Source organism: Streptomyces sp. V3I8 (genome assembly GCF_030817535.1).
Taxonomy (GTDB): domain Bacteria; phylum Actinomycetota; class Actinomycetes; order Streptomycetales; family Streptomycetaceae; genus Streptomyces.
In genome coordinates, this window is record NZ_JAUSZL010000002.1 from 2,054,583 (window position 1) to 2,075,535 (window position 20,953).

Here is a 20,953-nt window from a genome sequence, read left to right on the forward strand (position 1 = left end):
AACGATGTTCCTAGGTGTCGACGGTGGCGGTACGAAAACCGCATTCTGCATGGTCGACCGGTCCGGACAGGTCGTGGCGCGAGCACAGGCGGCAAGTTCGTACTACTTCTCCCACGGCATCGAGCTTGTCGGACGTGTGCTGAAGGAAGGCGTCGAAGCTGTCTGCACGGCGGCCGGGCTGGCCCCCGCCGACATCGAGTACGCCTTTTTCGGGCTGCCCGGCTACGGGGAGGCGGCCCGCGATCTGCCCGTCCTGAACGCGACCCCGCGAGCGGTGCTCGGGCACGACCGCTACACCTGCGACAACGACATGGTCTGCGGCTGGGCGGGTTCGCTGGGCGCGGTCGACGGCATCAACGTCATCAGCGGCACCGGTTCGATGACCTACGGCGAGCGGCTGGGCCGGGGCGTGCGCATCGGTGGCTGGAGCGAGATGTTCGGCGACGAGGGATCGGCGCACTGGATCGCGATCCGGGGTCTCAACGCCTTCTCGCGGATGGGTGACGGGCGGCTCCCCGAGGGCCCCCTGGCCGAGGTGTTCCGGCGCCACCTGCATCTCGCCTCCGACCTCGACGTGATCGACGTCGTCCACAACCGGTGGCAGGGCGACCGGAGCCGGATCGCCGCGCTCAGCCGCTCGGTGGCCGAGGCGGCCGCTCTGGGCGACGCGGTCGCCACGGAGATCCTCACCGGCGCGGGCCGGGAACTCGCCCTGCTCGTCGACGTCACCCGCGAACGGCTGGAGTTCGGCCCGGACGAGACCGTACCGGTCTCCTACTCCGGCGGCACCTTCGGCGCCCACCTGGTTCTGGAGGCGTTCACCTCCGGGCTGAAAAATCGTTCTACCCACTACGAGCTGCGACACCCTCTCTACGAGCCTGTCGTAGGTGCTGCCCTGTACGCCGCAAAACTCGCCGGAACCTCGCTCGACCGGCCCGCGCTCGACGCGCTGCGCATGACCCCCGGGCCCCCTGCCTCAGGAGAGGACAACCGATGAACAGAGGTACGAAGAGCTGGATCGTGTACGCGTCGCTGCTGGTCCTGTTCTGGGGTGTGTGGGGCGCCTTCTCGAGCGAACCGAACAGCAGGTACGGCTATCCCAACGAGATGATCTACATCATCTGGGCCTGCACGATGCTCATCCCCGCGTACTTCGCGATGCGCGGCAACACGTTCGACCGCCGGCCGGTCGCCGCGGGGTACGGACTGATCGCGGGACTGACCGGCGCCGGCGGACAGCTGCTGCTTTTCCAGGCGCTCGCCAACGGTCCGGCGTACCTGATCTTCCCCCTGGTCTCGCTCTCCCCGGTGATCACCGTCCTCATGGCGATGGCGCTGCTGCGTGAGCGGATCAACCGGCTCGCCCTCATAGGTGTCGTCGCGGCGCTGGCCGCGATCGTGCTTTTCAGCATTCCCAGCAGCAAGGACGACTCGAACTCGCACGGCCCGTGGCTGCTGATGGCCATCCTGATCTGCGTCGCCTGGGGCGTGCAGGCGTTCTGCATGCGCAAGGCCGCGCTTGTCGGGGTCAACGACGCGACGACCTTCGGCTGGATGACCATCAGCGGACTGCTGCTGGTGCCGGTGGCGTTCGTGATGATGGGTGATTTCCCCTCCGATGCCCCGTGGCAGGCGCCCGCGCTCACCGCGGTGACGCAGGTCCTCAACGCGGTCGGCGCGCTGTTCCTGGTCATGGCGTTCAGCCGGGGCAAGGCCACGGTGGTCGCTCCCGTCACCAACGCACTGGCGCCGGTGTTGACCATCGTGCTGTCCCTGGCGGTCTACCAGAGGCTCCCCAACGTGTGGGGCACCCTCGGCATCGTGCTGGCCCTCGCCGGCTCGACCCTCATGGTCTACAGCGACGAGAAGAGCGGCGAGAGTTCCGTGGCCCCGGGGGCGGCGGACGACGGCGCGGACGTGAGTCCGGCTGCGCAGAAGTCCTGATCGCCCGCAGATCCGTACCGGCCCGAACCACATAGCGGTACGGGCCGGCACCGGCCCGTACCCACCGAACCGACATGAAAGCGAGGGGACACCCTTATGCCCCTGGTTCCCACGCGCGAACTCGTCTCGAAGGCCGCCGCCGCAGGCCGGGCCGTCGCCGCGTTCAACGTGATCACGTTGGAGCACGCCGAGGCGATCACCGCCGGCGCAGCCGCGGCGGGCGCCCCGGGGGTGATCCTGCAGATCAGCGAGAACGCCGTACGGTTCCACGGCGGCCGGGTCGAGCCGATCGCGCGGGCAGCGGCCGAGGTCGGCAAGGCCTGTGACGTCGACGTGGCACTGCACATGGACCATGTGACGGACATGCGGCTGCTGCGCACGGCGGCCGACGCGGGGTTCTCCTCCGCGATGTTCGACGCCGGGGCGCAGCCGTACGCCGAGAACCTCGCCGCCACCCGCGCCGCGGTCCGGTGGGCCCACGGTGCGGGCCTGTGGCTGGAGGCCGAACTCGGCTATGTGGGCGGCAAGCCCGACGCCCCCGCGAGCGCCCACGCAGCCGGGGTGCGCACCGACCCGCAGGAGGCGGCGCGCTATGTCGCGGACACCGGCGTGGACGCCCTGGCCGTCGCCGTCGGCAGTAGCCACGCGATGACCGAACGCTCCGCGACTCTGGACCACGCGCTCATCGAACGCCTGCGGGAGGCCGTGCCCGTACCTCTGGTGCTGCACGGTTCGTCGGGCGTCGGCGACGACGATCTGCGACAAGCCGTTCAGGCGGGCATCGTGAAGATCAACATCGGTACCGCTCTCAACGTCGCGTTCACCGGCGCGGTCCGCGAGGCGCTGGCGGAGCGCCCCGACCTGACCGACCCCCGCCCCTACGTCGCCAGGGGCCGGGAGACGATGGCGGAGACGGTCCGGGTCCTGCTCGGTGTGGTGAGCGGCTGAGCGGGGCCGAAACTTTCCCCGCACCCGGTGTCACCCGGTGACACCCGGTGACACCCGGCGAGCTCAAGGAGCCGGTCCACGTCGACGTCGACCGGCTCCGGCCCTGGACCGACATCCCGAAGCTGAAGAACACCTCCGGGACCGGCACCTACACCACCTCCCACACTCTCGGTGTCAACGGCACCGAGGTTCCCACCGTCAACCAGCTGAACGCGACAGCGGACATCGGCGCCTACCTGCATGCCGGCAGGAACACCCTCACCGTCCACGTCTCGACCACCCTCATCAACCGACTGCGCACCCTCTCCGACGCACTGTCCATCCGCGCCGCACAGGCCAACGGTCTCGTCGGGCCGGTCACGCTGACCCCGTACAGCATCACCAGGGTCAGCTGACCGCACTGCTGCCGGGGGTGCACACCGGTGGTGTGCACCCCCGGCGCCGGTCGCCTCGGCCCGCCGCCCGACTCGGTATACGCCGCCCGACCGGGTCCGACCGGCTCAGCAACACACCTGACACCTCATCAGGAAGGCGCTCTCGACGAACACTCCGGTCCTCCCCCCGAACCCGGCGAACCACAGCGGTCGGAGCACCTAGCCGTTCGCCGGCGCCTCGGTCTGCCAGCCGAGAAGGATCGCGCGAAGCGCCTGTTCGGCGAGGCGGCGGGCGCGATCGCTGCCTACGTCGCCGAGGTGACCGAGCGACGCGATGCCGTACAGCGTGCCCCAGAGGATCTCGCAGGCCTGGTCGAAATCGGCCAGGACCACGTCGTGTGCAGCCGACCAGGTGGCGAGCAGCTCCCTGAGGACGTCGATGGCCGGTTCCGCGACGCGCCGGCGTTCGTCCGCGTCGACCACCGGGTCGTTCATGACCTGGAAGAGGTGGGGGTGCTCACCGGCGAACCGGACGTACTCCGACGCGATGCGCGTCATGCGCCGGTCCGTGTCGGGCTCCTGCGCGGCTTGGTGGAACTCGGTCAGCATGAGGCGGTGACCGTGCGCGACCAGCTCCAGTACGAGCGCGTCCTTGTTGGCGAAGTGCTGGTAGACGACGGGCGCGGAGTATTCGACGTCGGTGGCGATGCGCCGGATCGTCAGGGCCGCGATGCCCTCGGTCTCGAGGACGTGCAGCGCGGCCTCGATGATCCGCTCCCGGGTGTTCGCCCGTTCGCGGGCCCGTCTCGTGCTGGTCGGCATGGTCCGTCACTTCGCCTCGATGGTGTCCTCGAACCCTAGTCACCGCCTTGACCGCGCCGACGACGCACGCCATAGTTAACAGCGTTAGGAAATCTAACAAGGTTAGGAACGGGCAGTAAGTCATGATTTACCACATCAATAGGGTGTCGTCGAGGATCTCGACCTGAACGCCAAAGTCCAGGAACTGCGCCGGCGCCGCAACGAGCTCAGCCCGCAGACCGCCGGCATGCTCGCCGACGTGCCCACCTGCACCGGCTCCGGCGTGGACGGCTGACCGACACCCCGAAGAAGGAGAAACCGTCATGGCCAAGCACGTCGTCATCGGTGCCGGTTCCATCGGTACCAACGTCGCCCGCCTGCTCGCCGAGCGCGGCGAGAGCGTCCGGATCGTCACCCGCAGCGGCTCCGGCCCCGAGCACCGGCTGGTCGACCGGGTCGCCGCAGACGCGTCCGACCCGTCCCGCCTGACCGAGCTGTCCCGCGGCGCGGAAGTGATCTACCACTGCGCCAATCCACCCTCGTACACGGCGTGGGAGCGCCTGTTGCCGCCCCTGCAGACGGCGGCCGTCACCGCCGCCAAGGCGAACGACGCCGTCCTCGCGCTGACCGGCAGCCTTTACGCCTACGGTCCGCAGCCCGGTGGCCGGATGAACGAACACACCCCCATGGCCGCCACCGGGCACAAGGGCCGCTTGCGCAGACGCATGTGGGAACAGGCCCTCGCCGGAGGGATCCGCACCGTCGAGGTCCGCGGCTCCGACTACATCGGCAAGGACGCCAACGGCATCTACTCCCTGCTCATCAAGTCGGCCCTGCAGAAGGGAAAAGCGGCCTGGATCACCGGCCATCTGGACATGCCGCACACCTTCACCTTCAACGGCGACATGGCACAGGCCCTCATCACGCTGGCCTCGGAGGAACGCGCGTGGGGCCGACCCTGGCACGTGCCGTCCCCGCCGGCCGTCACCATTCGCGAGCTGGCGCGGCGCTACGCCGTCGCGGCGGGCCGGCCACCGGTCAAACTAATCCGGATACCGCGCTCCGTGACGCGTACGGCCGGGCTGATCGTGCCGATCGCCCGCGAGATGGCCGAGATGGACTACCAGCGGTACGCGCCGTTCCACATGGACGCGACGGAGACGGCCGACACCTTCCACCTGACCGCCACCGACCTCGACTCCGCCGTCCGCGACGAGGTGGGCTGAACTCCCACCGCCACACCGGCGGGCCGACGGCACGGCCGCCGACACCGCGAACGTTCGCGGTCACGGCACCAGCCGGTGACCCGGCCGAGTTCGATCCGGCCGATGTTCAGGGCCCATGCGACGGCATTGCCGAACCTGATCTTGTTGGGCACTTCCTCCAGGCCGCGACGATGGAGGCGTGGAACTGCTGCCGGGTCAGGCCCTTCCATGGCCGGTTCAAGGCTGGCCACGCACTCCACGTGATGCGTACGCCGTTCGACGGCGGCGCGGTTCAGTGAGGGGAATCGGGCGGCGGAGCGGTCCGCGTTCGGAGCGGTCCGGTGTGCGGCCCGCCCCGCTTCCCTCCGTTTGGTACCTTTCACCGGACACGAAAATCGATCGGATGTTCGTTTACTGGGATCTCCGAGACGTCCGTTGTCGGCAGTAGACGCTCACGTCCTCCGACGTGCGGCGCGCCACTCAATCGGACCGGGTGAAAGCTCATGGCAGGTACCGACCGCGAAAAGGCGCTGGACACCGCGCTCGCACAGATCGAGCGGAAATTCGGCAGGGGCGCGGTGATGCGTCTGGGTGAGCGGCCGAACGAGCCCATCGAGGTGATCCCCACCGGATCGACCGCCCTGGACGTCGCCCTCGGCGTCGGCGGTCTGCCGCGCGGCCGGGTGGTGGAGGTGTACGGTCCGGAGTCCTCCGGCAAGACGACCCTGACCCTGCACGCGGTGGCGAACGCGCAGAAGGCCGGCGGCCAGGTGGCCTTCGTCGATGCCGAGCACGCCCTCGACCCCGAGTACGCCAAGAAGCTCGGCGTCGATACCGACAACCTCATCCTGTCCCAGCCGGACAACGGTGAGCAGGCACTGGAGATCGTGGACATCCTGATCCGCTCCGGCGCGATCGATTTGATCGTGATCGACTCCGTCGCGGCCCTGGTGCCGCGCGCGGAGATCGAGGGCGAGATGGGCGACTCCCACATGGGTCTGCAGGCCCGTCTGATGAGCCAGGCGCTCCGCAAGATCACGGGCGCGCTCAGCCAGTCGAAGACCACCGCGATCTTCATCAACCAGCTCCGCGAGAAGATCGGCGTGATGTTCGGCTCGCCGGAGACCACGACCGGTGGCCGGGCGCTGAAGTTCTACGCCTCGGTGCGCCTGGACATCCGCCGCATCGAGACCCTGAAGGACGGCACCGACGCGGTCGGCAACCGCACCCGCGTCAAGGTCGTCAAGAACAAGGTGGCCCCGCCCTTCAAGCAGGCCGAGTTCGACATCCTCTACGGCCAGGGCATCAGCCGCGAGGGCGGCCTGATCGACATGGGCGTGGAGAACGGCTTCGTGCGCAAGGCCGGCGCCTGGTACACGTACGAGGGCGACCAGCTCGGCCAGGGCAAGGAGAACGCGCGCAACTTCCTCAAGGACAACCCCGACCTCGCCAACGAGATCGAGAAGAAGATCCTGGAGAAGCTGGGGATCGGGACACCGGCGAAGACCGCGGTCGCCGAGGACGCAGGCACCGTCCCGGCCCCCGATGCCGCCCGGACCCCGGCGGGAAACGCCACCTGACAGGCGCAGGAGCAGCCCGGCGCGGCCCGGCCGGGAGAGGCGGCCTTCCAGGCTCCCGGGCTCCCGGGCTCCCGGGCTCCCGGGCTCCCGGCATGTTCAGCGTCGCGGCATGCTCCACGGCCCCTGTCCGCTCGCGTCCCTGGTCGTTGTCCGCCGGGTCGGTGACGAAGACGCCGACCGCCTGCGCACCCGCGGTGCGCCGCACGCGCGAGCTCTACCCGGCCGGCCTCGTCGCCACCCCGCACCTGTTTCGCAAGCAGGCCGTGCCAGGGATCTGCGTCGCCTGACGAGGTGATGCGTGCGAATGTCCGCTGCACCGTCCGACGCCGCGGGACGACCGCGAGGTGGGGGCACCGCCGGAAGCGGTGCCCCCACCCGGACCCGGGTCGGGCCGAAACCTCACCGTCGCAGCGCCGCGGCAGCCCTTCCGCCCGTACCTGCCGCGTCATCCAGCCCCGTGCCCCGGAAGGTCAGGCGTCCGGACCGGGGCCGTAGCGTGCCGCGACGGCCTCGGAGCTGATCCATCGGCTGTAGGTGGGTGACCGGGGCCAGCCCTCGGGCGAGTCCTGCCAGTCCTCCTGCCGTCCGTACGGCAGGAGATCGATGAGCGCGAAGGTGTGGCTGAGCTGCTCGGTGCCCCGGCCGTCGGTGTGCCAGGTGCGGTAGACGGTGTCGCCGTCGCGGAGGAAGACGTTGACCGCGAATCCGCCGCCGGGCGGCGCACCCACGTCGGTGCCGAACGGGCTGTTCGCGGTGGAGTACCAGGCCATCCTGTTCCCGGTCCGCCGCTTGTACGCGAAGGCCTGGTCGATCGGGCCCTGGGTGACGACGACGAACCTGGCGTCGTAGTCCTCCAGGAACTCCAGGCGGGTGAACTGCGCCGTGAACCCCGTGCAGCCCGGGCACTGCCACTCCTTGCCGGGGAACCACATGTGGTTGTAGACGATCAGCTGGGAGTTGCCGCCGAAGACGTCGGCCAGCCGGACCTGCCCCTCCTCACCCTCAAGGGTGTAGTCGGGCATCTCGGTCATCGGCAGTCGGCGGCGCTGGGCGGCGATCGCGTCCAGTTCCCGGGTCGCGGCCTTCTCCCTGGCGCGCAGGTCGTCGAGATGGCGCTGCCACGCCCCGGTGTCGACGACGGGCGGCAATGCCTTGGCTGTCATGTGTTCCTCCGGAGAGCACGGCGGATGGTTCGCGGGTGGTGACTCCGCCCCCGCGCCGAACTCATCGCTCTCCGGCAATCCGGCATGCGACGGCCCGCCCCGTTCGGGGCGGGCCGTCGCATGCCGGATTGCCGCGTTGCCGCGGTACCGCACGGTCACGGGCGAGGGCGGCCACCTTCGTCGTCCTCCACGCCCTCCGCCGCGATCCGTTCCTTGCGGACCTCGCCGGTGACGGTCTCCTCCTCCGCGACCTCCTCGGTGCTCAGCCGCACCCGTTCCACCGGAACCGTCTCGGTCTGCACCACCGGGCGTTCGGCGTGCAGGGTGACCTCGTGTTCGGCCTCGGAGATCTCCGGGCCGGCCATGGCGTCGCCGCGGTTCGCGTCGGTGATCGGCTCCCGTTCGAGGCGTACCTCTTCGTGGCGCAGCGGGACCGTCTGCTGGACCTCCTCCGTCACCACGTACTTGCGCAGCCGCGCCCGCCCCGTCTCGTACCGCTCGGCGCCGACGTGCATGTGCTCCTCGGACCGGGTCATCGCCCCGTCCTCGGTTCCCCGCATGTCCGCGCCCCGGTCCGTACCCGTCCCCATGGCGGCCGTGCCGGCTTCCATGCTTCTGGTCCCGGCCACCCCCGTGGTGCCGGTCTCGGACCGGGCCCACCCCTTCTCACCGGGCTGATTGGCCTGCTGCCAGGCGTCGTCCCAGGCCATGCCGTAGTACTCGTACAGCCGGACCTCCTCCGACTCGGACAGGTGGCCGCCGCTGTCGACGTCGACGTTCGGCGCGTCCTTGACCTTGCCCTTGGAGTAGGGCACCTCCAGATGGTCCTCGACCATGACCGCGTCGCGGATCGGCACGAACGACTCGCTGGTGCCGAAGAAGCCGGTCTTGATGCTGACCCATTCCGGGCGGCCGGTCGCGTCGTCGAAGAAGACGTGGTTCGCATCTCCGATCTTGCTGCCCTCGGCATCGAACACGGGGTGTTCCAGTACGGCCGGGATCTGCTCCTGCGTGATCATCCTTCAGCACCCTCCTTCTGAGTCCGGTGTGCTGCCCGAGTCACCGCCATAAGAGTGTACGAAACCTACTAAAACGGATAAATGATAAATGTGGCATACCGGGGGACCCAGGTCCGGGCCGTCCGGGAGCGCGGGGCTGCGGGGCGTCGCCGCCGCCGTGTGCCTACGATTCCGGGGTGGCTCTCTTTCTTGTGTTCCGGGACACCGCGCTGCGTGCCGACGAGGCGTGGCGGCGGCTCACCGTGTGGGAGCGGCACGCGGACGTGGTGCCGCTGACGCGGATCCGGGTCCTCACGCCGCCGCCGCGCGGGGCCGGCACCGTCTTCGTGGCCCGGACCGGGGTGGGCCGGCTGGCGTTCGACGACCGTATGGAGGTCGTCGTCTGGCGGCCGCCCCGGGACGGCGCCCCCGGCCTGTGCCGTCTCGTCAAACGCGGACACCTCGTCCTCGGGTGGGCCGAGATCGAGGTGCGGACGGCGCGGGGGGACGGTTCGCAGGTGATGTGGCGGGAGGAGGTGCGGGTGCGGGGACTGCCGCGGATCGTCGACCCGCTGCTGGGCCGGGCGGGCCGGCTGATGTTCGGCCGAGCCGTGAACCGGCTGCTGGCGCGTCCTTGAGAGGACGCCTGCCTCCCCGGCAGGGCAGCACGCCGATGGCTGGCAGGGCACGCCCATGACCGGCAGGGCACGTCCATGAGGAGGTGTGCCCTTTGGCCCGCGTCCGGCCGAAAGGCCGCACCCGGCCAGAAGGCCCCCGGCTCGAGGAGCCTCCGTCGTGGCCGCGTGCGAAGACCCCCGGCAGCTCCGTGTACTTCGTGAACGCCTCCCGGCTGTCCGGGACGAACGGCCACTGCCACAGCGCCCGCCGGAACTCCGCCTCGGTCAGCCGGCCGCACCAGGCGATCTCCGCCGGGTCCGGGGTGAACTCCCCGGCCGCTGCCGCCTCGTGCACCGCCGTCCGGTACGGGCCGATCGCGCCGTGGCAGAGGTACTTGAAGGCGAAAAGTCTGTGGATCGGGGCCGCCCGTGGTTGCGAGACTGGGGCCCATGAACGACATGGGGCGGTTTCGTCAGGCAGTCGTCGAGTGGGCGGCCGGCGGTGCGGGGGCGTCGGCGGCGGGCATCAGGGCCCGGAAACTGGCGGACGGCGCCGGACTGCGTACGGTCGTGCTCGTCGAGGGCGGCAGCGACCAGGTGGCCGTCGAGGCACTGGCCGCCCGGCACGGCCGGGACCTCGACGGGGAAGGCGTCGCGGTGGTGCCGCTCGGGGGCGCGATGAGCATCGGGCGGTTCGTCGATCTGTGCGGCCCCCAGGGGCTCGACGCCCGGCTGGCCGGCCTGTGCGACGTCGGCGAGGAGAGGTTCTTCCGGCGTGCGCTGGAACGGGCCGGGGTCGGCTCCGACCTCACCGCCGACAAGCTGGAGTCGCTCGGGTTCTACCTGTGCGACGCGGACCTGGAGGACGAGCTGATCAGGTCGCTGGGCGCCGACGTCATCCAGCAAGTGGTGGAGGAACAGGGTGAGTTGCGCGCGTTCCGTACCTTCCAGAACCAGCCCGCTCAGCGGGGGTGGACCGTGGAGCAGCACCTGCACCGCTTCATGGGCACCCACGCCGGCCGCAAGGCCCAGTACGCCCGCGAGCTCGTCGCCGGCCTGGACCTCGACCGGACACCACGCCCGCTGGAACGGCTCCTCGCCCACCTCTGACGCCCCTCGCCCCTCCCCGTGCGCCATACGCCGTGCACCGTGCGCCGGACCAGAGGAACCAGGAGGCCGGCCGGCGTCAGGCCACTGATCCGATGCGGCGCGTCGGCACCGGCGACGCGTCGTGGTGGATCGGCGTGTGCGCCCCGGTCAGCGACACCCCGCTGCCACCCCGCCGGTTCGCGACGATCTCCGCGGCGATGGACAGGGCCGTCTCCTCAGGCGTACGGGCACCGAGGTCGAGGCCGATGGGCGACCGCAGCCGCGCCAGCTCCCTGTCGGTGACGCCCACGGCCCGCAGGCGTTCGTTGCGGTCGAGGTGTGTGCGGCGGGAGCCCATCGCCCCGACGTAGGCGACCGGCAGCCGCAGTGCGAGTCCGAGGAGCGGCACGTCGAACTTGGCGTCGTGCGTCAGCACGCATAGGACCGTGCGGGCGTCGACCTCCGTGCGCTCCAGGTAGGTGTGCGGCCACTCGACGACGATCTCGTCCGCCTCCGGGAAGCGCGCGGCCGTCGCGAAGACGGGACGCGCGTCGCACACCGTCACGCGGTAGTTCAGGAACGTGCCGACGCGGACCAGGGCGGAGGCGAAGTCGATCGCGCCGAAGACGATCATCCGGGGCGGCGGAACCGAGGACTCGACCAGCACCGTGAGCGGTGCTCCGCAACGGGAGCCCCGCTCCCCGATCTCCAGGGTGCCGGTGCGCCCCGCGTCCAGGAAGGCCCGCGCCTCCTCCACCACCGTACGGTCCAGCTCGGGATGCGCCCCGAACCCGCCCTCGTACGGGCCGCCGGGGCGGTCGGGGCCGCCCGGACCACCGGGTCCGCCAGGTCCGCCGGAGCCGGCCGGGCGTACGAGGAGGGCGCGGCCGAGCAGGTCCGCCGGTCCGGAGACGACGCGCGCCAGGGCCGCCGCCTCCCCGCGCGCGGCGGCGGACAGTGCCGACGCGAACACCTCGCGGACGGGTGAGGAGGCGTGCACCGGGGTCACCAGGATGTCGATGATCCCGCCGCACGTCAGGCCCACCGCGAAGGCGTCCTCGTCGCTGTACCCGAAGCGTTCGAGGACCGGCTCCCCGTCCTCCAGCGCCTGTCGGCACAGGTCGTAGACCGCGCCTTCCACGCAGCCGCCGGAGACCGAGCCGATCGCCGTGCCGGCGGCGTCCACGGCCAGGGCGGCGCCCGGGCGGCGGGGGGCGCTGCCGCCGACCGCCACCACGGTGGCCACGGCGAAGTCGCGGCCCTCCGCGACCCAGTGCTGCAGGTCTTCGGCGATGTCCAGCATCGTTCGGTCTCCTCTGCGGATGCATGTGCGGGTGCGTCGTGGTTGCTCGCGCAGTTCCCCGCGCCCCTGACGGGGCGCCTGTGCCGAGGTGCGGCTAGTGGATGCCCAGCCAGCTCTCTATCGGGTTCAGGGCGAAGAAGACGAGGAAGACCGCCGTCAGGACCCACATGAACGGCCCGATCTCCCGCGCCCGGCCCTGCGCGATCTTGATGGCGACGTAGCTGACAACCCCGGCCGCGACCCCCGCCGTGATGGAGTACGTGAACGGCATGATCACGGCGGTCAGGAAGACCGGGATCGCGGTGGCGCGGTCGGCCCAGTCCACATGGCGGGCGTTCGTCATCATCATGGCGCCGATGACGACCAGCGCCGCCGCCGCCACCTCGCCGGGGACGAGCGCCGTCAGCGGGGTGAAGAAGAGGCAGGCCGCGAAGAACAGACCGGTGACGACCGAGGACAGGCCCGTCCGGGCGCCCTCCCCGACCCCGGTCGCGGACTCCACGAACACCGTCTGGCCGGAGGCGCCCGAGACGCCGCCGATCGCCCCGCCCGCGCCGTCGATGAACAGCGCCCTGGACAGGCCCGGCATCCGGCCCTTGTCGTCGGCCAGCCCGGCCTCGGTGCCGACGCCGATGATGGTGGCCATCGCGTCGAAGAACCCGGCGAGGACGAGCGTGAAGACGATCATGCCGACCGTCATCGCGCCGACCTCGCCCCAGCCGCCGAACTCGACAGCCCCGAAGACCGAGAAGTCCGGCATCGACACCGCGCTGCCGTGCCACTCGGGTGCGCCGGCGGCCCACTGCCCGGGGTCGATGACGCCGGTCGCGTTGAGGACGACGGCGAGTACGGTGCCGCCGACGATGCCGATCAGGATCGCGCCGGGGACGCCGCGTGCCTGGAGCATGAAGATGGCGAGCAGCGTGACGGCGAAGAGCAGCACCGGCCAGCCGGCCAGCTCGCCCGTCGCGCCGAGGGAGACCGGGGTCGCCTCGCCCTGGTGGACGAAGCCCGCTTTCACCAGCCCGATGAGGGCGACGAACAGGCCGATGCCCATGGTGATCGCGTGCTTCAGCGCCAGCGGGATCGCGTTCATGATCATCTCGCGTAGCCCGGTGACGACCAGGAGCATGATGACCACGCCGTACATCACGCACATGCCCATGGCCTGCGGCCAGGTCATCTGGGGCGCGACCTGCGAGGCGAGGACTCCCGAGACGGACAGTCCCGCGGCGAGGGCGAGCGGCACCTTGCCGAAGAAGCCCATCAGGAGCGTGGTGAAGGCCGCCGCGAACGCCGTCGCGGTGATCAGCGCCTGCTGGCCGAGGGTGTTCCCCGCCGCGTCCTTGCCGGACAGGATGAGGGGGTTGAGGAGGAGGATGTACGCCATCGCCATGAAGGTGGTGATGCCGCCGCGCACCTCACGCGCGACCGTGCTGCCTCGGAGGGATATGTGGAAGTAGCGGTCGAGCCAGGACCGGCCGGCCGGGACGCGGGTTCCTTCACCCGCGTCGTCGGCGGTGGTCCTGGGCTCCAGTGACTGCTGGGCCATGGTGCCTTCTCCCAAGGTTCATAGGGGCACCCGCGGGTACCGCCGTGGCGGCGCGGGTTTTGGGAAGGTGCACGACCCGGGGGACGGCCCGAGGCGAGACGCGGTGCTGTGCTTGAACCGGCTGCGGGTGCCGTGATGCACGGGTGCCCGGTGCCGGGGTGCCGCCACTGTGCCCACCCGTTCCGCCCTGCGGACAGGCGGGCACAGTGGCGGCGGCCTGCCTACGCCGTACCGGTCAGGTGCTCCGGACGGACCGGTGTCCGGTTGAGTTCCAGGCCCGTCGCGGCACGGATCGCCGCGAGGACGGCCGGGGTCGACGACAGGGTCGGGGCCTCGCCGACACCGCGGAGCCCGTACGGCGCGTGGTCGTCGGCGAGTTCGAGCACGTCGACGGGGATGGTCGGCGTGTCGAGGATCGTGGGGATGAGGTAGTCGGTGAAGGAGGGGTTCCTGACCTTCGCCGTCTTCGGGTCGACGATGATCTCCTCCATGACCGCGATGCCGAGTCCCTGGGTCGTACCGCCCTGGATCTGGCCGATGACGGACAGCGGGTTGAGCGCCTTGCCGACGTCCTGCGCGCAGGCCAGTTCGACGACCTTCACCAGACCCAGTTCGGTGTCCACCTCGACGACCGCGCGGTGGGCGGCGAACGAGTACTGGACGTGGCCGTCGCCCTGTCCGGTGCGCAGGTCGAAGGCCTCGGTCGGCCGGTGCCGCCACTCCTCCTCGACCTCGACGGCCTCGTCCTCCAGCACGTCCACCAGGTCGGCCAGCACCTCGCCGGCGTCGGTGACGACCTTGCCGCCCTCCAGGAGCAGTTCGGCGGTGGCCCAGGCCGGGTGGTACGTGCCGAACCTGCGGCGGCCGATCTCCAGGACCTTCTCGCGCACCAGCTCGCACGCGTTCTTCACGGCGCCGCCGGTGACGTACGTCTGACGGGACGCGGAGGTCGAACCGGCCGACCCCACCTGCGTGTCGGCCGGCTGGATCGTCACCTGGGCGACGCCCAGCTCGGTGCGGGCGATCTGCGCGTGGACGGTGACACCGCCCTGGCCGACCTCGGCCATCGCGGTGTGGACGGTCGCGACGGGTTCGCCGCCGACGACCTCCATGCGGACCTTGGCGGTCGAGTAGTCGTCGAAGCCCTCGGAGAAGCCGACGTTCTTGATGCCGACCGCGTAGCCGACACCGCGTACGACGCCTTCGCCGTGGGTGGTGTTGGAGAGACCGCCGGGCAGCTGGCGGACGTCCGCCTGCTCACCGGCCGCGAGCCACTGCTGCTGCGGCGGCATCGGCATCGCCTTGACGCGGCGCAGGAGTTCGGCGACCGGGGCGGGCGAGTCGACGCTCTGGCCGGTCGGCATGACCGTGCCCTGCGACATGGCGTTGAGCTGCCGGAACTCGACCCGGTCCATGCCCACCGCGTCGGCGAGCTTGTCCATCTGCGCCTCGTAGGCGAAGCACGCCTGGACCGCGCCGAAGCCGCGCATCGCCCCGCAGGGCGGGTTGTTGGAATAGAGCGCGACGGCCTCGATGTCGACGTCGTCGAGCACGTACGGGCCGACTGCCAGGGACGCCGCGTTGCCGACGACCGCCGGGGACGCGGAGGCGTACGCGCCGCCGTCGAGGACGATCCGGCACTTCAGATGGGTCAGCCTGCCGTCCTTCGTCGCCCCGTGCTCGTAGTGCAGCTTCGCGGGGTGGCGGTGGACATGGCCGAAGAAGGACTCGAACCTGTTGTAGACGATCTTGACGGGCTTGCCCGTGCGCAGCGCCAGCAGACAGGCGTGGATCTGCATCGACAGGTCCTCGCGGCCGCCGAACGCGCCGCCGACCCCGGAGAGCGTCATCCGGACCTTGTCCTCGGGCAGGCCGAGCACCGGGGCGATCTGGCGCAGGTCGGAGTGCAGCCACTGGGTGGCGACGTACAGGTCGACGCCGCCGTCCTCCGCGGGCACGGCGAGACCCGACTCGGGGCCCAGGAACGCCTGGTCCTGCATGCCGAAGGTGTACTCGCCCTCGACGATGTGGTCGGCGCGCCGACGGGCCGCCTCCACGTCACCGCGGACGATCGGCTGGCGGTGGACGATGTTCGGGTGCGCGACGTGACCGATGTGGTGGTCGTCCCGGTCCTCGTGGATCAGCGGGGCGTCCGGCGCGGTCGCCGAGGCCTCGTCCGTGACGACGGGCAGTTCCCGGTACTCCACCTTGATCTTGGCGGCGGCCCGGCGGGCGGTCTCCGGGTGGTCGGCGGCCACGATCGCGACGGGCTCGCCGTGGTGGCGTACGCGGCCGTGGGCGAGTACCGGGGTGTCCTGGATCTCCAGGCCGTAGTTCCTCACGGCGGTCGGCAGGTCGTCGTACGTCAGGACGGCGTACACACCGGGCGTCGCGAGGGCCTCGCCGGTGTCGATGGAGAGGATCTGCGCGTGCGCGACCGTGGAGCGCAGGATCTGGCCCCACAGCATGTCCTCGTGCCACATGTCGGACGAGTACGCGAACTCACCGGTGACCTTGAGGGTGCCGTCCGGACGGAGGGTGGACTCGCCGATGCCGCCCCTGGCCCCCGAACCCTGGGTGACCTTGGTGGGGGTGCCGAGGGGAGCGGTGCGGGTGGTCATCGTCGGACCGCCTCTCCCTGCCGGGCGGCCGCCAGGCGGACCGCGTCCATGATCTTCTCGTAGCCGGTGCAGCGGCAGAGGTTGCCCGAGAGCGCCTCGCGGATGTCCGCGTCGGTCGGGGTCGGGTTGCGTTCCAGCATCTCGTCGGCCGCGACCAGCAGGCCCGGGGTGCAGAAGCCGCACTGGACGGCTCCGGCGTCGATGAACGCCTGCTGGACGGGGGCGAGTTCGGTGCCCTCGCCGGTCCGCGAGTCCGCGGGACGGGCCTCCCACTGTCTGGCCGCGTCCAAGGGCGTACCGCAGGAACCGGGAGCCGCGGAGGCGCAACCCCCGTGCTCCGCGCGCTGCTTGGCGAAGTCCGCGAGGCCCTCGACCGTGACGACGTCACGCCCTTCGACCTGGCCGGCGGCGACCAGACACGAACAGACCGGCACGTCGTCGAGGCGGACCGTGCAGGAACCGCACTCCCCCTGTTCGCAGGCGTTCTTCGAGCCCGGCAGGCCCATGCGTTCCCGCAGCACGTACAGCAGGGACTCGCCCTCCCATACGTCGTCGGCCTCCTGCGGACGGCCGTTGACCGTGAAACTGACACGCATTACGCGGCCCTGCCCTTCTGCTGTGCGGTGCTGTCGGGGCCGCGGTACGACTCCCAGGTCCAGGTCAGCGTGCGGCGGGCCATGACGCCGACCGCGTGGCGGCGGTAGCTCGCCGTGCCCCGGACGTCGTCGATGGGGTTGCAGGCACCGGAGCACAGCTCGGCGAACTGCTTGGCCACCGACGGCGTGATGATCTTGCGGTTGTCCCAGAAGCCGCCCTCTTCGAGCGCCGCGTTCAGGAACTCCTCGGCCGCCCTGGCCCGTACGGGTGTGGGCGCGGCGGAACCGATGCCGGTGCGGACCGTACGGGTGCCGGGGTGCAGGGCCAGGCCGAAGGCGCACACCGCGATCACCATGGCGTTGCGGGTGCCGACCTTCGAGTACTGCTGCGGGCCGTCCGCCTTCTTGATGTGGACGGCGCGGATCAGCTCGTCGGGGGCGAGCGCGTTGCGCTTCACCCCGGTGTAGAAGTCGTCGATCGGGATGAGCCGTGAGCCCCGGACGGACTCGGCCTCGACCTCGGCACCCGCCGCGAGCAGGGCGGGGTGGGCGTCGCCGGCCGGGGAGGCGGTGCCGAGATTGCCGCCGACCCCGCCGCGGTTGCGGATCTGCGGGGAGGCCACGGTGTGGGAGGCCAGGGCCAGACCGGGCAGTTCGCCGCGCAGGTTGTCCATGATCGCCGTGTACGGGACCGAGGCGCCCAGACGGACCGACTCCTCGCCGACCTCCCAGTCGCCCAGCTCGCCGATCCGGTTCAGGTCCAGCAGGTACTCGGGGCGGCGGTGGTCGAAGTTGATCTCGACCATCACGTCGGTGCCGCCCGCAATCGGCACAGCGGTGGGATGCGCTGCCTTCGCGGCGAGCGCCTCCTCCCAGCTGGCGGGGCGAAGGAAGTCCATGACCGGCTCTCTTCTTCGTCTCGTGGAGCATGCTGATCAAGCCAGATCGTGTGCGGCGGGCCCGGCTCGTTCATGAGGTGTTCACGTGGATGGGAGCCAGTACACAGCGCGTTCCGCCAATGGAGTCAGTCACCGAAACCATGAAGGAGTTGGCTGGCCAGGGCGCGCATCTTGTAGATTCGTATGAACGGAGGCCATCAGTAACCTCTTGGCTTTCCCTCGGAAACGCCGGACGCAGTCCGCTGCGCGCCGGCCACCGGCCGGAATCGGCCTCCCCCCTTCATCGGTTCCTCCTCTTCATCGGTTCCTTCCCTCTCTCCTCCATCGGTTCCCCCTTCTCCCCTTCATCGGTTCCACCCCCTCCATCGGTTCCCCATCCACCACGGATTTCGAGACAGAACGGCGGCGACGAGATGCGGCTGCGCGCACTGCTGGACACGGACGCGCTGGGCCTGCGGCTGCTCGGCGGCCAGGACGAGCTGGACCGCACCGTGCGGGGTGTGATGACCACGGACCTGCGGGACCCGAGCCGGTACCTCTCGGGCGGCGAGCTGGTGCTCACGGGCCTCGCCTGGCGCCGCGGCGCGGGCGACTCCGAACCGTTCGTACGGATCCTCGCGGGCGCCGGGGTCACGGCGCTGGCCGCGGGTGAGGCCGAGCTGGGCGCGATCCCCGACGACCTGGTGACGGCCTGCGCCAGGCACCGGCTGCCGCTGTTCGCCGTCAACGAGTCGGTGGCCTTCGCGACGATCACCGAGCACGTCGTACGGCAGGTCTCCGGCGAGCGGGCCGGGGACCTGGCGGCCGTGGTGGACCGGCACCGCCGGATGATGACCTCGGGGCCCGCGGGCGGCGGCCCGGACGTGGTCCTGGACCTGCTCGGCTCCGACCTGGACCTGCGCGCCTGGGTACTCTCCCCCGCCGGACGCCTCATCGCGGGCTCGCACCTCACGGAGGCGCCGCTGCCCGCGGGGGTCCGCGCGGCGCTGGCCGGCGAGCACCTGGCGGGGGTCCGCTCGGGCCGCCGCGGACCGTACCGGGTGGCGGTCGGCCCGACGACGTACTCGCTCTTCCCGGTGCGCGGCGGCGGCCGCGGCGGTGCGGCGGGCGCGCGCGATGTGCGCGAGACCGTGCTGTCGGAGTGGCTGCTGGCGGTCGAGGCGGACGCCGGGGACTGGCCGTCGGAACGGCTGGACCTGCTGGAGGGCGTGACGCAGTTGATCGCCGTGGAGCGGGAGCGCCGGGACGCGGCGCGCACCGTGCGGCGCAGGGTCGCACAGGAGGTCCTGGAACTGGTGCAGGCCGGGGCCGCGCCCACCGAGATCGCGGCGCGGCTGCGGGTCGCGGCGCCCGTGCTGCTGCCGGGGCTCGGCGCGGCCCCGCACTGGCAGGTCGTGGTCGCCCGCGTCGAATGGGACGAGACGGGAGGTGGGCCTTCCGCCGCCCGGGCCGGGACGGGCAGCGGCGCGAGACGGTCCGAGGGGTCCGCGGGACCTGCGGGAGGGCCGGCGGGAGCAGGGACCGGGGCAGGCGCGGGAGGACTCGCGGGGGGTCCGGTGGCGCAGGCGGTGCTGGAGGAGATCCTGATCGACCCGCTGTCGTCGGGACCCGAACCGTCCGACCGGATCGCGGTCGCCCACATCGGTGACGAGGCCGTCGCGCTCGTCCCCCTGCCCGCCGTCTCCTCCGAGCACGACGGTTCGGAGACCGGGCTGCTCGCCGACGTGATCCTGGAGGCCGTGCGCGAGCCGCTGTCGGCGGGGCTCGACGGCGACGGGCGGCTCACGCTCGGCGTCAGCGCGGCCGTGCACTCGGCGGAGGGGCTGCGCGGTGCGCTGGAGGAGGCCCGGCACGCACGCCGGGTGGCCGCGGCCCGGCCCGGGCGGGTGTGCGCGGCAGGCCACCAGGAGCTGGCGTCCCACGTACTGCTGCTGCCGTTCGTGCCGGACGACGTGCGCCGCGCCTTCACGGCCCGGCTCCTGGACCCGCTCCGCGAGTACGACCGCCGGCACCGCGCCGAGCTGATCCCGACGCTGGAGGCGTTCCTCGACTGCGACGGCTCCTGGACCCGTTGCGCGGCCCGGCTGCACCTGCACGTCAACACGCTGCGCTATCGGATCGGGCGCATCGAGCAGTTGACGGGCCGGGATCTGTCCCGGCTCGAGGACAAGCTGGACTTCTTCCTGGCGCTGCGGATGAGCTGAGGTCACGGGCCCGCGCGGGACGTCGTCCCTGGTGTCCAGGTGCGGCCGGCCGCCCGGACCGGCACCGGGTGACGCCTCTGTCCCACGATCCGCCCCACTACCTATTCCCCTACCTGTCCCACGACCTATCCCACGATCTGTCCCATGATCTCTCCCACGACTTTGTGAAATCCTTCACCTACCCCCTTGGCCGGGCGCGATGATTCGTGCTGAGATGCCGCCACCACTCAACAGCTCAATGGCGTGCTCGGGGAGGGCAACGTGGCGCATTCCGCCATGTCTGGTCACGGAACGACTTCAGGAGACGATCCCCTCCAGACCGCGGTATGGCGGTTGCGCTCACGCGCCTGCTGGGCCGACGCGGCGGCGCTCCTCGAACCGCGCACGGCGGCCGCCGCCCTGCAGCGGGCCTCGCTCCTCGTCGAGCGGTGCCTCTACACCGAGCAGGGGTGGGCGGAGGCGGAGGACGCGCTGCGCACGGCGGAGGCACTGGCCCGGAGCGACGACGAGCGGGGGGCGGCCGCGTGCGAGCGGGGGCAGCTCGCGTACGCGTCCACGCTGCTCGCGGTGCGGGACCGCGCCGACGAGGCGCGGGCCGCGCTCGGGCGGGCCGCGGCCCTGATCGCGCCGGGTGCGCGGGGACGGGCGCTGCTCGACTTCCGGCGGGGGCTGCTCGCGGAGAACCTGGCGCACTCCCCGCAGTCGGCGCGTGCCGCCTACCGCCGCGCCCACGCCGGCGCCACCGCGCACGACGATCCGCTGCTCCTCTCCTTCACGTGGCGCCATCTGGCCGGGCTCGCGCTGCGGGAGGGCGAGTTGGCGGAGGCCCGGCACGGCTTCGCCGAATCCCTGCGGATCCGGGAGGAGTTGGGCTACCTGGTCGGTACGGCCCCGGCGCTGGCGTCCCTGGCCGACGCGGAGACGGAACCGGAGGCGTCCCGCCTCCGGGCGGAAGCGGGACGCCTGTTCCGGCTCCTCGGCGGCGTACCGACCTGGCTGGCGGACCAGCTGGTCCCGCCGGCGGCGACGGCTTGAGGGACGCCTTGAGGTTCACGGAAG

Annotated in this window: 18 protein-coding genes; 10 read left to right on the forward strand and 8 right to left on the reverse strand. The window is 71.2% G+C overall.

Annotated features, from left to right (window positions below):
• Positions 1-4: 4 nt before the first annotated feature.
• The 4 genes from QFZ75_RS09070 to QFZ75_RS09085 all read left to right on the forward strand — a co-directional run bounded on the left by QFZ75_RS09070 (position 5) and on the right by QFZ75_RS09085 (position 3,287).
• Positions 5-997, forward strand: coding sequence for a BadF/BadG/BcrA/BcrD ATPase family protein (locus tag QFZ75_RS09070; RefSeq protein ID WP_307535359.1), 993 nt, complete (start codon positions 5-7; stop codon positions 995-997).
• The gene (locus QFZ75_RS09075; RefSeq protein WP_307535360.1) at positions 994-1,944 is read left to right on the forward strand and encodes a DMT family transporter; all 951 of its coding nucleotides are present in this window, start codon (positions 994-996) and stop codon (positions 1,942-1,944) included. Before QFZ75_RS09070 ends, QFZ75_RS09075 begins: the two co-directional genes overlap by 4 nt.
• Positions 1,945-2,040: 96 nt before the next feature.
• Entirely contained in the window at positions 2,041-2,892 is an 852-nt protein-coding gene (locus tag QFZ75_RS09080; protein WP_307535361.1) for a class II fructose-bisphosphate aldolase, read from the forward strand.
• Positions 2,893-2,939: 47 nt separating this feature from the next.
• On the forward strand, positions 2,940-3,287 hold the full coding sequence (locus tag QFZ75_RS09085; RefSeq protein WP_307535363.1) for a hypothetical protein: 348 nt from the start codon (positions 2,940-2,942) through the stop codon (positions 3,285-3,287).
• Between the two features lie 198 nt (positions 3,288-3,485).
• On the opposite strand, the gene QFZ75_RS09090 is transcribed toward QFZ75_RS09085, so the two are convergent.
• A complete protein-coding gene (locus tag QFZ75_RS09090; RefSeq protein ID WP_307535365.1) occupies positions 3,486-4,088 on the reverse strand; it encodes a TetR/AcrR family transcriptional regulator in 603 nt (200 codons plus the stop codon).
• Positions 4,089-4,390: 302 nt separating this feature from the next.
• On the opposite strand from QFZ75_RS09090, the gene QFZ75_RS09095 reads away from it, so the two are divergent.
• Both QFZ75_RS09095 and recA read left to right on the forward strand, forming a co-directional pair.
• Entirely contained in the window at positions 4,391-5,293 is a 903-nt protein-coding gene (locus QFZ75_RS09095) for an NAD-dependent epimerase/dehydratase family protein (protein ID WP_307535367.1), read from the forward strand.
• 482 nt (positions 5,294-5,775) lie between these two features.
• On the forward strand, positions 5,776-6,852 hold the full coding sequence (recA, locus tag QFZ75_RS09100; RefSeq protein WP_307535369.1) for a recombinase RecA: 1,077 nt from the start codon (positions 5,776-5,778) through the stop codon (positions 6,850-6,852).
• A 470-nt stretch (positions 6,853-7,322) separates the two neighbouring features.
• Here recA and QFZ75_RS09105 read toward each other — a convergent pair whose 3' ends face one another.
• Positions 7,323-8,015, reverse strand: coding sequence for a DUF899 family protein (locus QFZ75_RS09105; RefSeq protein ID WP_307535371.1), 693 nt, complete (start codon positions 8,013-8,015; stop codon positions 7,323-7,325).
• Between the two features lie 155 nt (positions 8,016-8,170).
• A complete protein-coding gene (locus QFZ75_RS09110) occupies positions 8,171-9,034 on the reverse strand; it encodes a PRC and DUF2382 domain-containing protein (RefSeq protein WP_307535373.1) in 864 nt (287 codons plus the stop codon).
• Positions 9,035-9,210: 176 nt separating this feature from the next.
• Between QFZ75_RS09110 and QFZ75_RS09115 the strand changes: the two genes are divergently transcribed.
• Together QFZ75_RS09115 and QFZ75_RS09120 are read left to right on the forward strand one after the other, a co-directional pair.
• The gene (locus QFZ75_RS09115; RefSeq protein ID WP_307535375.1) at positions 9,211-9,651 is read left to right on the forward strand and encodes an SRPBCC family protein; all 441 of its coding nucleotides are present in this window, start codon (positions 9,211-9,213) and stop codon (positions 9,649-9,651) included.
• Between the two features lie 429 nt (positions 9,652-10,080).
• Positions 10,081-10,740 (forward strand): ATP-dependent endonuclease, encoded by a 660-nt coding sequence (locus QFZ75_RS09120; RefSeq protein ID WP_307535377.1) that lies wholly within the window; start codon positions 10,081-10,083, stop codon positions 10,738-10,740.
• Positions 10,741-10,816: 76 nt separating this feature from the next.
• On the opposite strand, the gene QFZ75_RS09125 is transcribed toward QFZ75_RS09120, so the two are convergent.
• The 5 genes from QFZ75_RS09125 to QFZ75_RS09145 form a co-directional block, all read right to left on the reverse strand.
• Entirely contained in the window at positions 10,817-12,022 is a 1,206-nt protein-coding gene (locus QFZ75_RS09125; RefSeq protein ID WP_307535379.1) for an XdhC family protein, read from the reverse strand.
• A gap of 94 nt (positions 12,023-12,116) precedes the next feature.
• A complete protein-coding gene (locus QFZ75_RS09130; protein WP_307535381.1) occupies positions 12,117-13,574 on the reverse strand; it encodes an NCS2 family permease in 1,458 nt (485 codons plus the stop codon).
• Between the two features lie 221 nt (positions 13,575-13,795).
• Positions 13,796-16,195 carry a xanthine dehydrogenase family protein molybdopterin-binding subunit gene (locus QFZ75_RS09135; protein ID WP_307535383.1) on the reverse strand — a complete coding sequence of 800 codons (2,400 nt, stop codon included), beginning with the start codon at positions 16,193-16,195 and terminating at the stop codon, positions 13,796-13,798.
• Positions 16,192-16,791 carry a (2Fe-2S)-binding protein gene (locus QFZ75_RS09140; RefSeq protein WP_307535385.1) on the reverse strand — a complete coding sequence of 200 codons (600 nt, stop codon included), beginning with the start codon at positions 16,789-16,791 and terminating at the stop codon, positions 16,192-16,194. The genes QFZ75_RS09135 and QFZ75_RS09140 overlap by 4 nt, the downstream gene beginning before the upstream one ends.
• Positions 16,791-17,690: a xanthine dehydrogenase family protein subunit M gene (locus tag QFZ75_RS09145; protein WP_307535388.1), complete on the reverse strand. Its 900-nt coding sequence runs from the start codon at positions 17,688-17,690 to the stop codon at positions 16,791-16,793. Before QFZ75_RS09145 ends, QFZ75_RS09140 begins: the two co-directional genes overlap by 1 nt.
• Before the next feature lie 413 nt (positions 17,691-18,103).
• Here QFZ75_RS09145 and QFZ75_RS09150 point away from each other — a divergent pair, with 413 nt between their 5' ends.
• Positions 18,104-19,894, forward strand: a complete 1,791-nt coding sequence (locus QFZ75_RS09150) for a PucR family transcriptional regulator (protein WP_307535390.1) — start codon at positions 18,104-18,106, stop codon at positions 19,892-19,894.
• 261 nt (positions 19,895-20,155) lie between these two features.
• On the forward strand, positions 20,156-20,929 hold the full coding sequence (locus QFZ75_RS09155) for a hypothetical protein (protein ID WP_307535392.1): 774 nt from the start codon (positions 20,156-20,158) through the stop codon (positions 20,927-20,929).
• Positions 20,930-20,953: the final 24 nt, after the last annotated feature.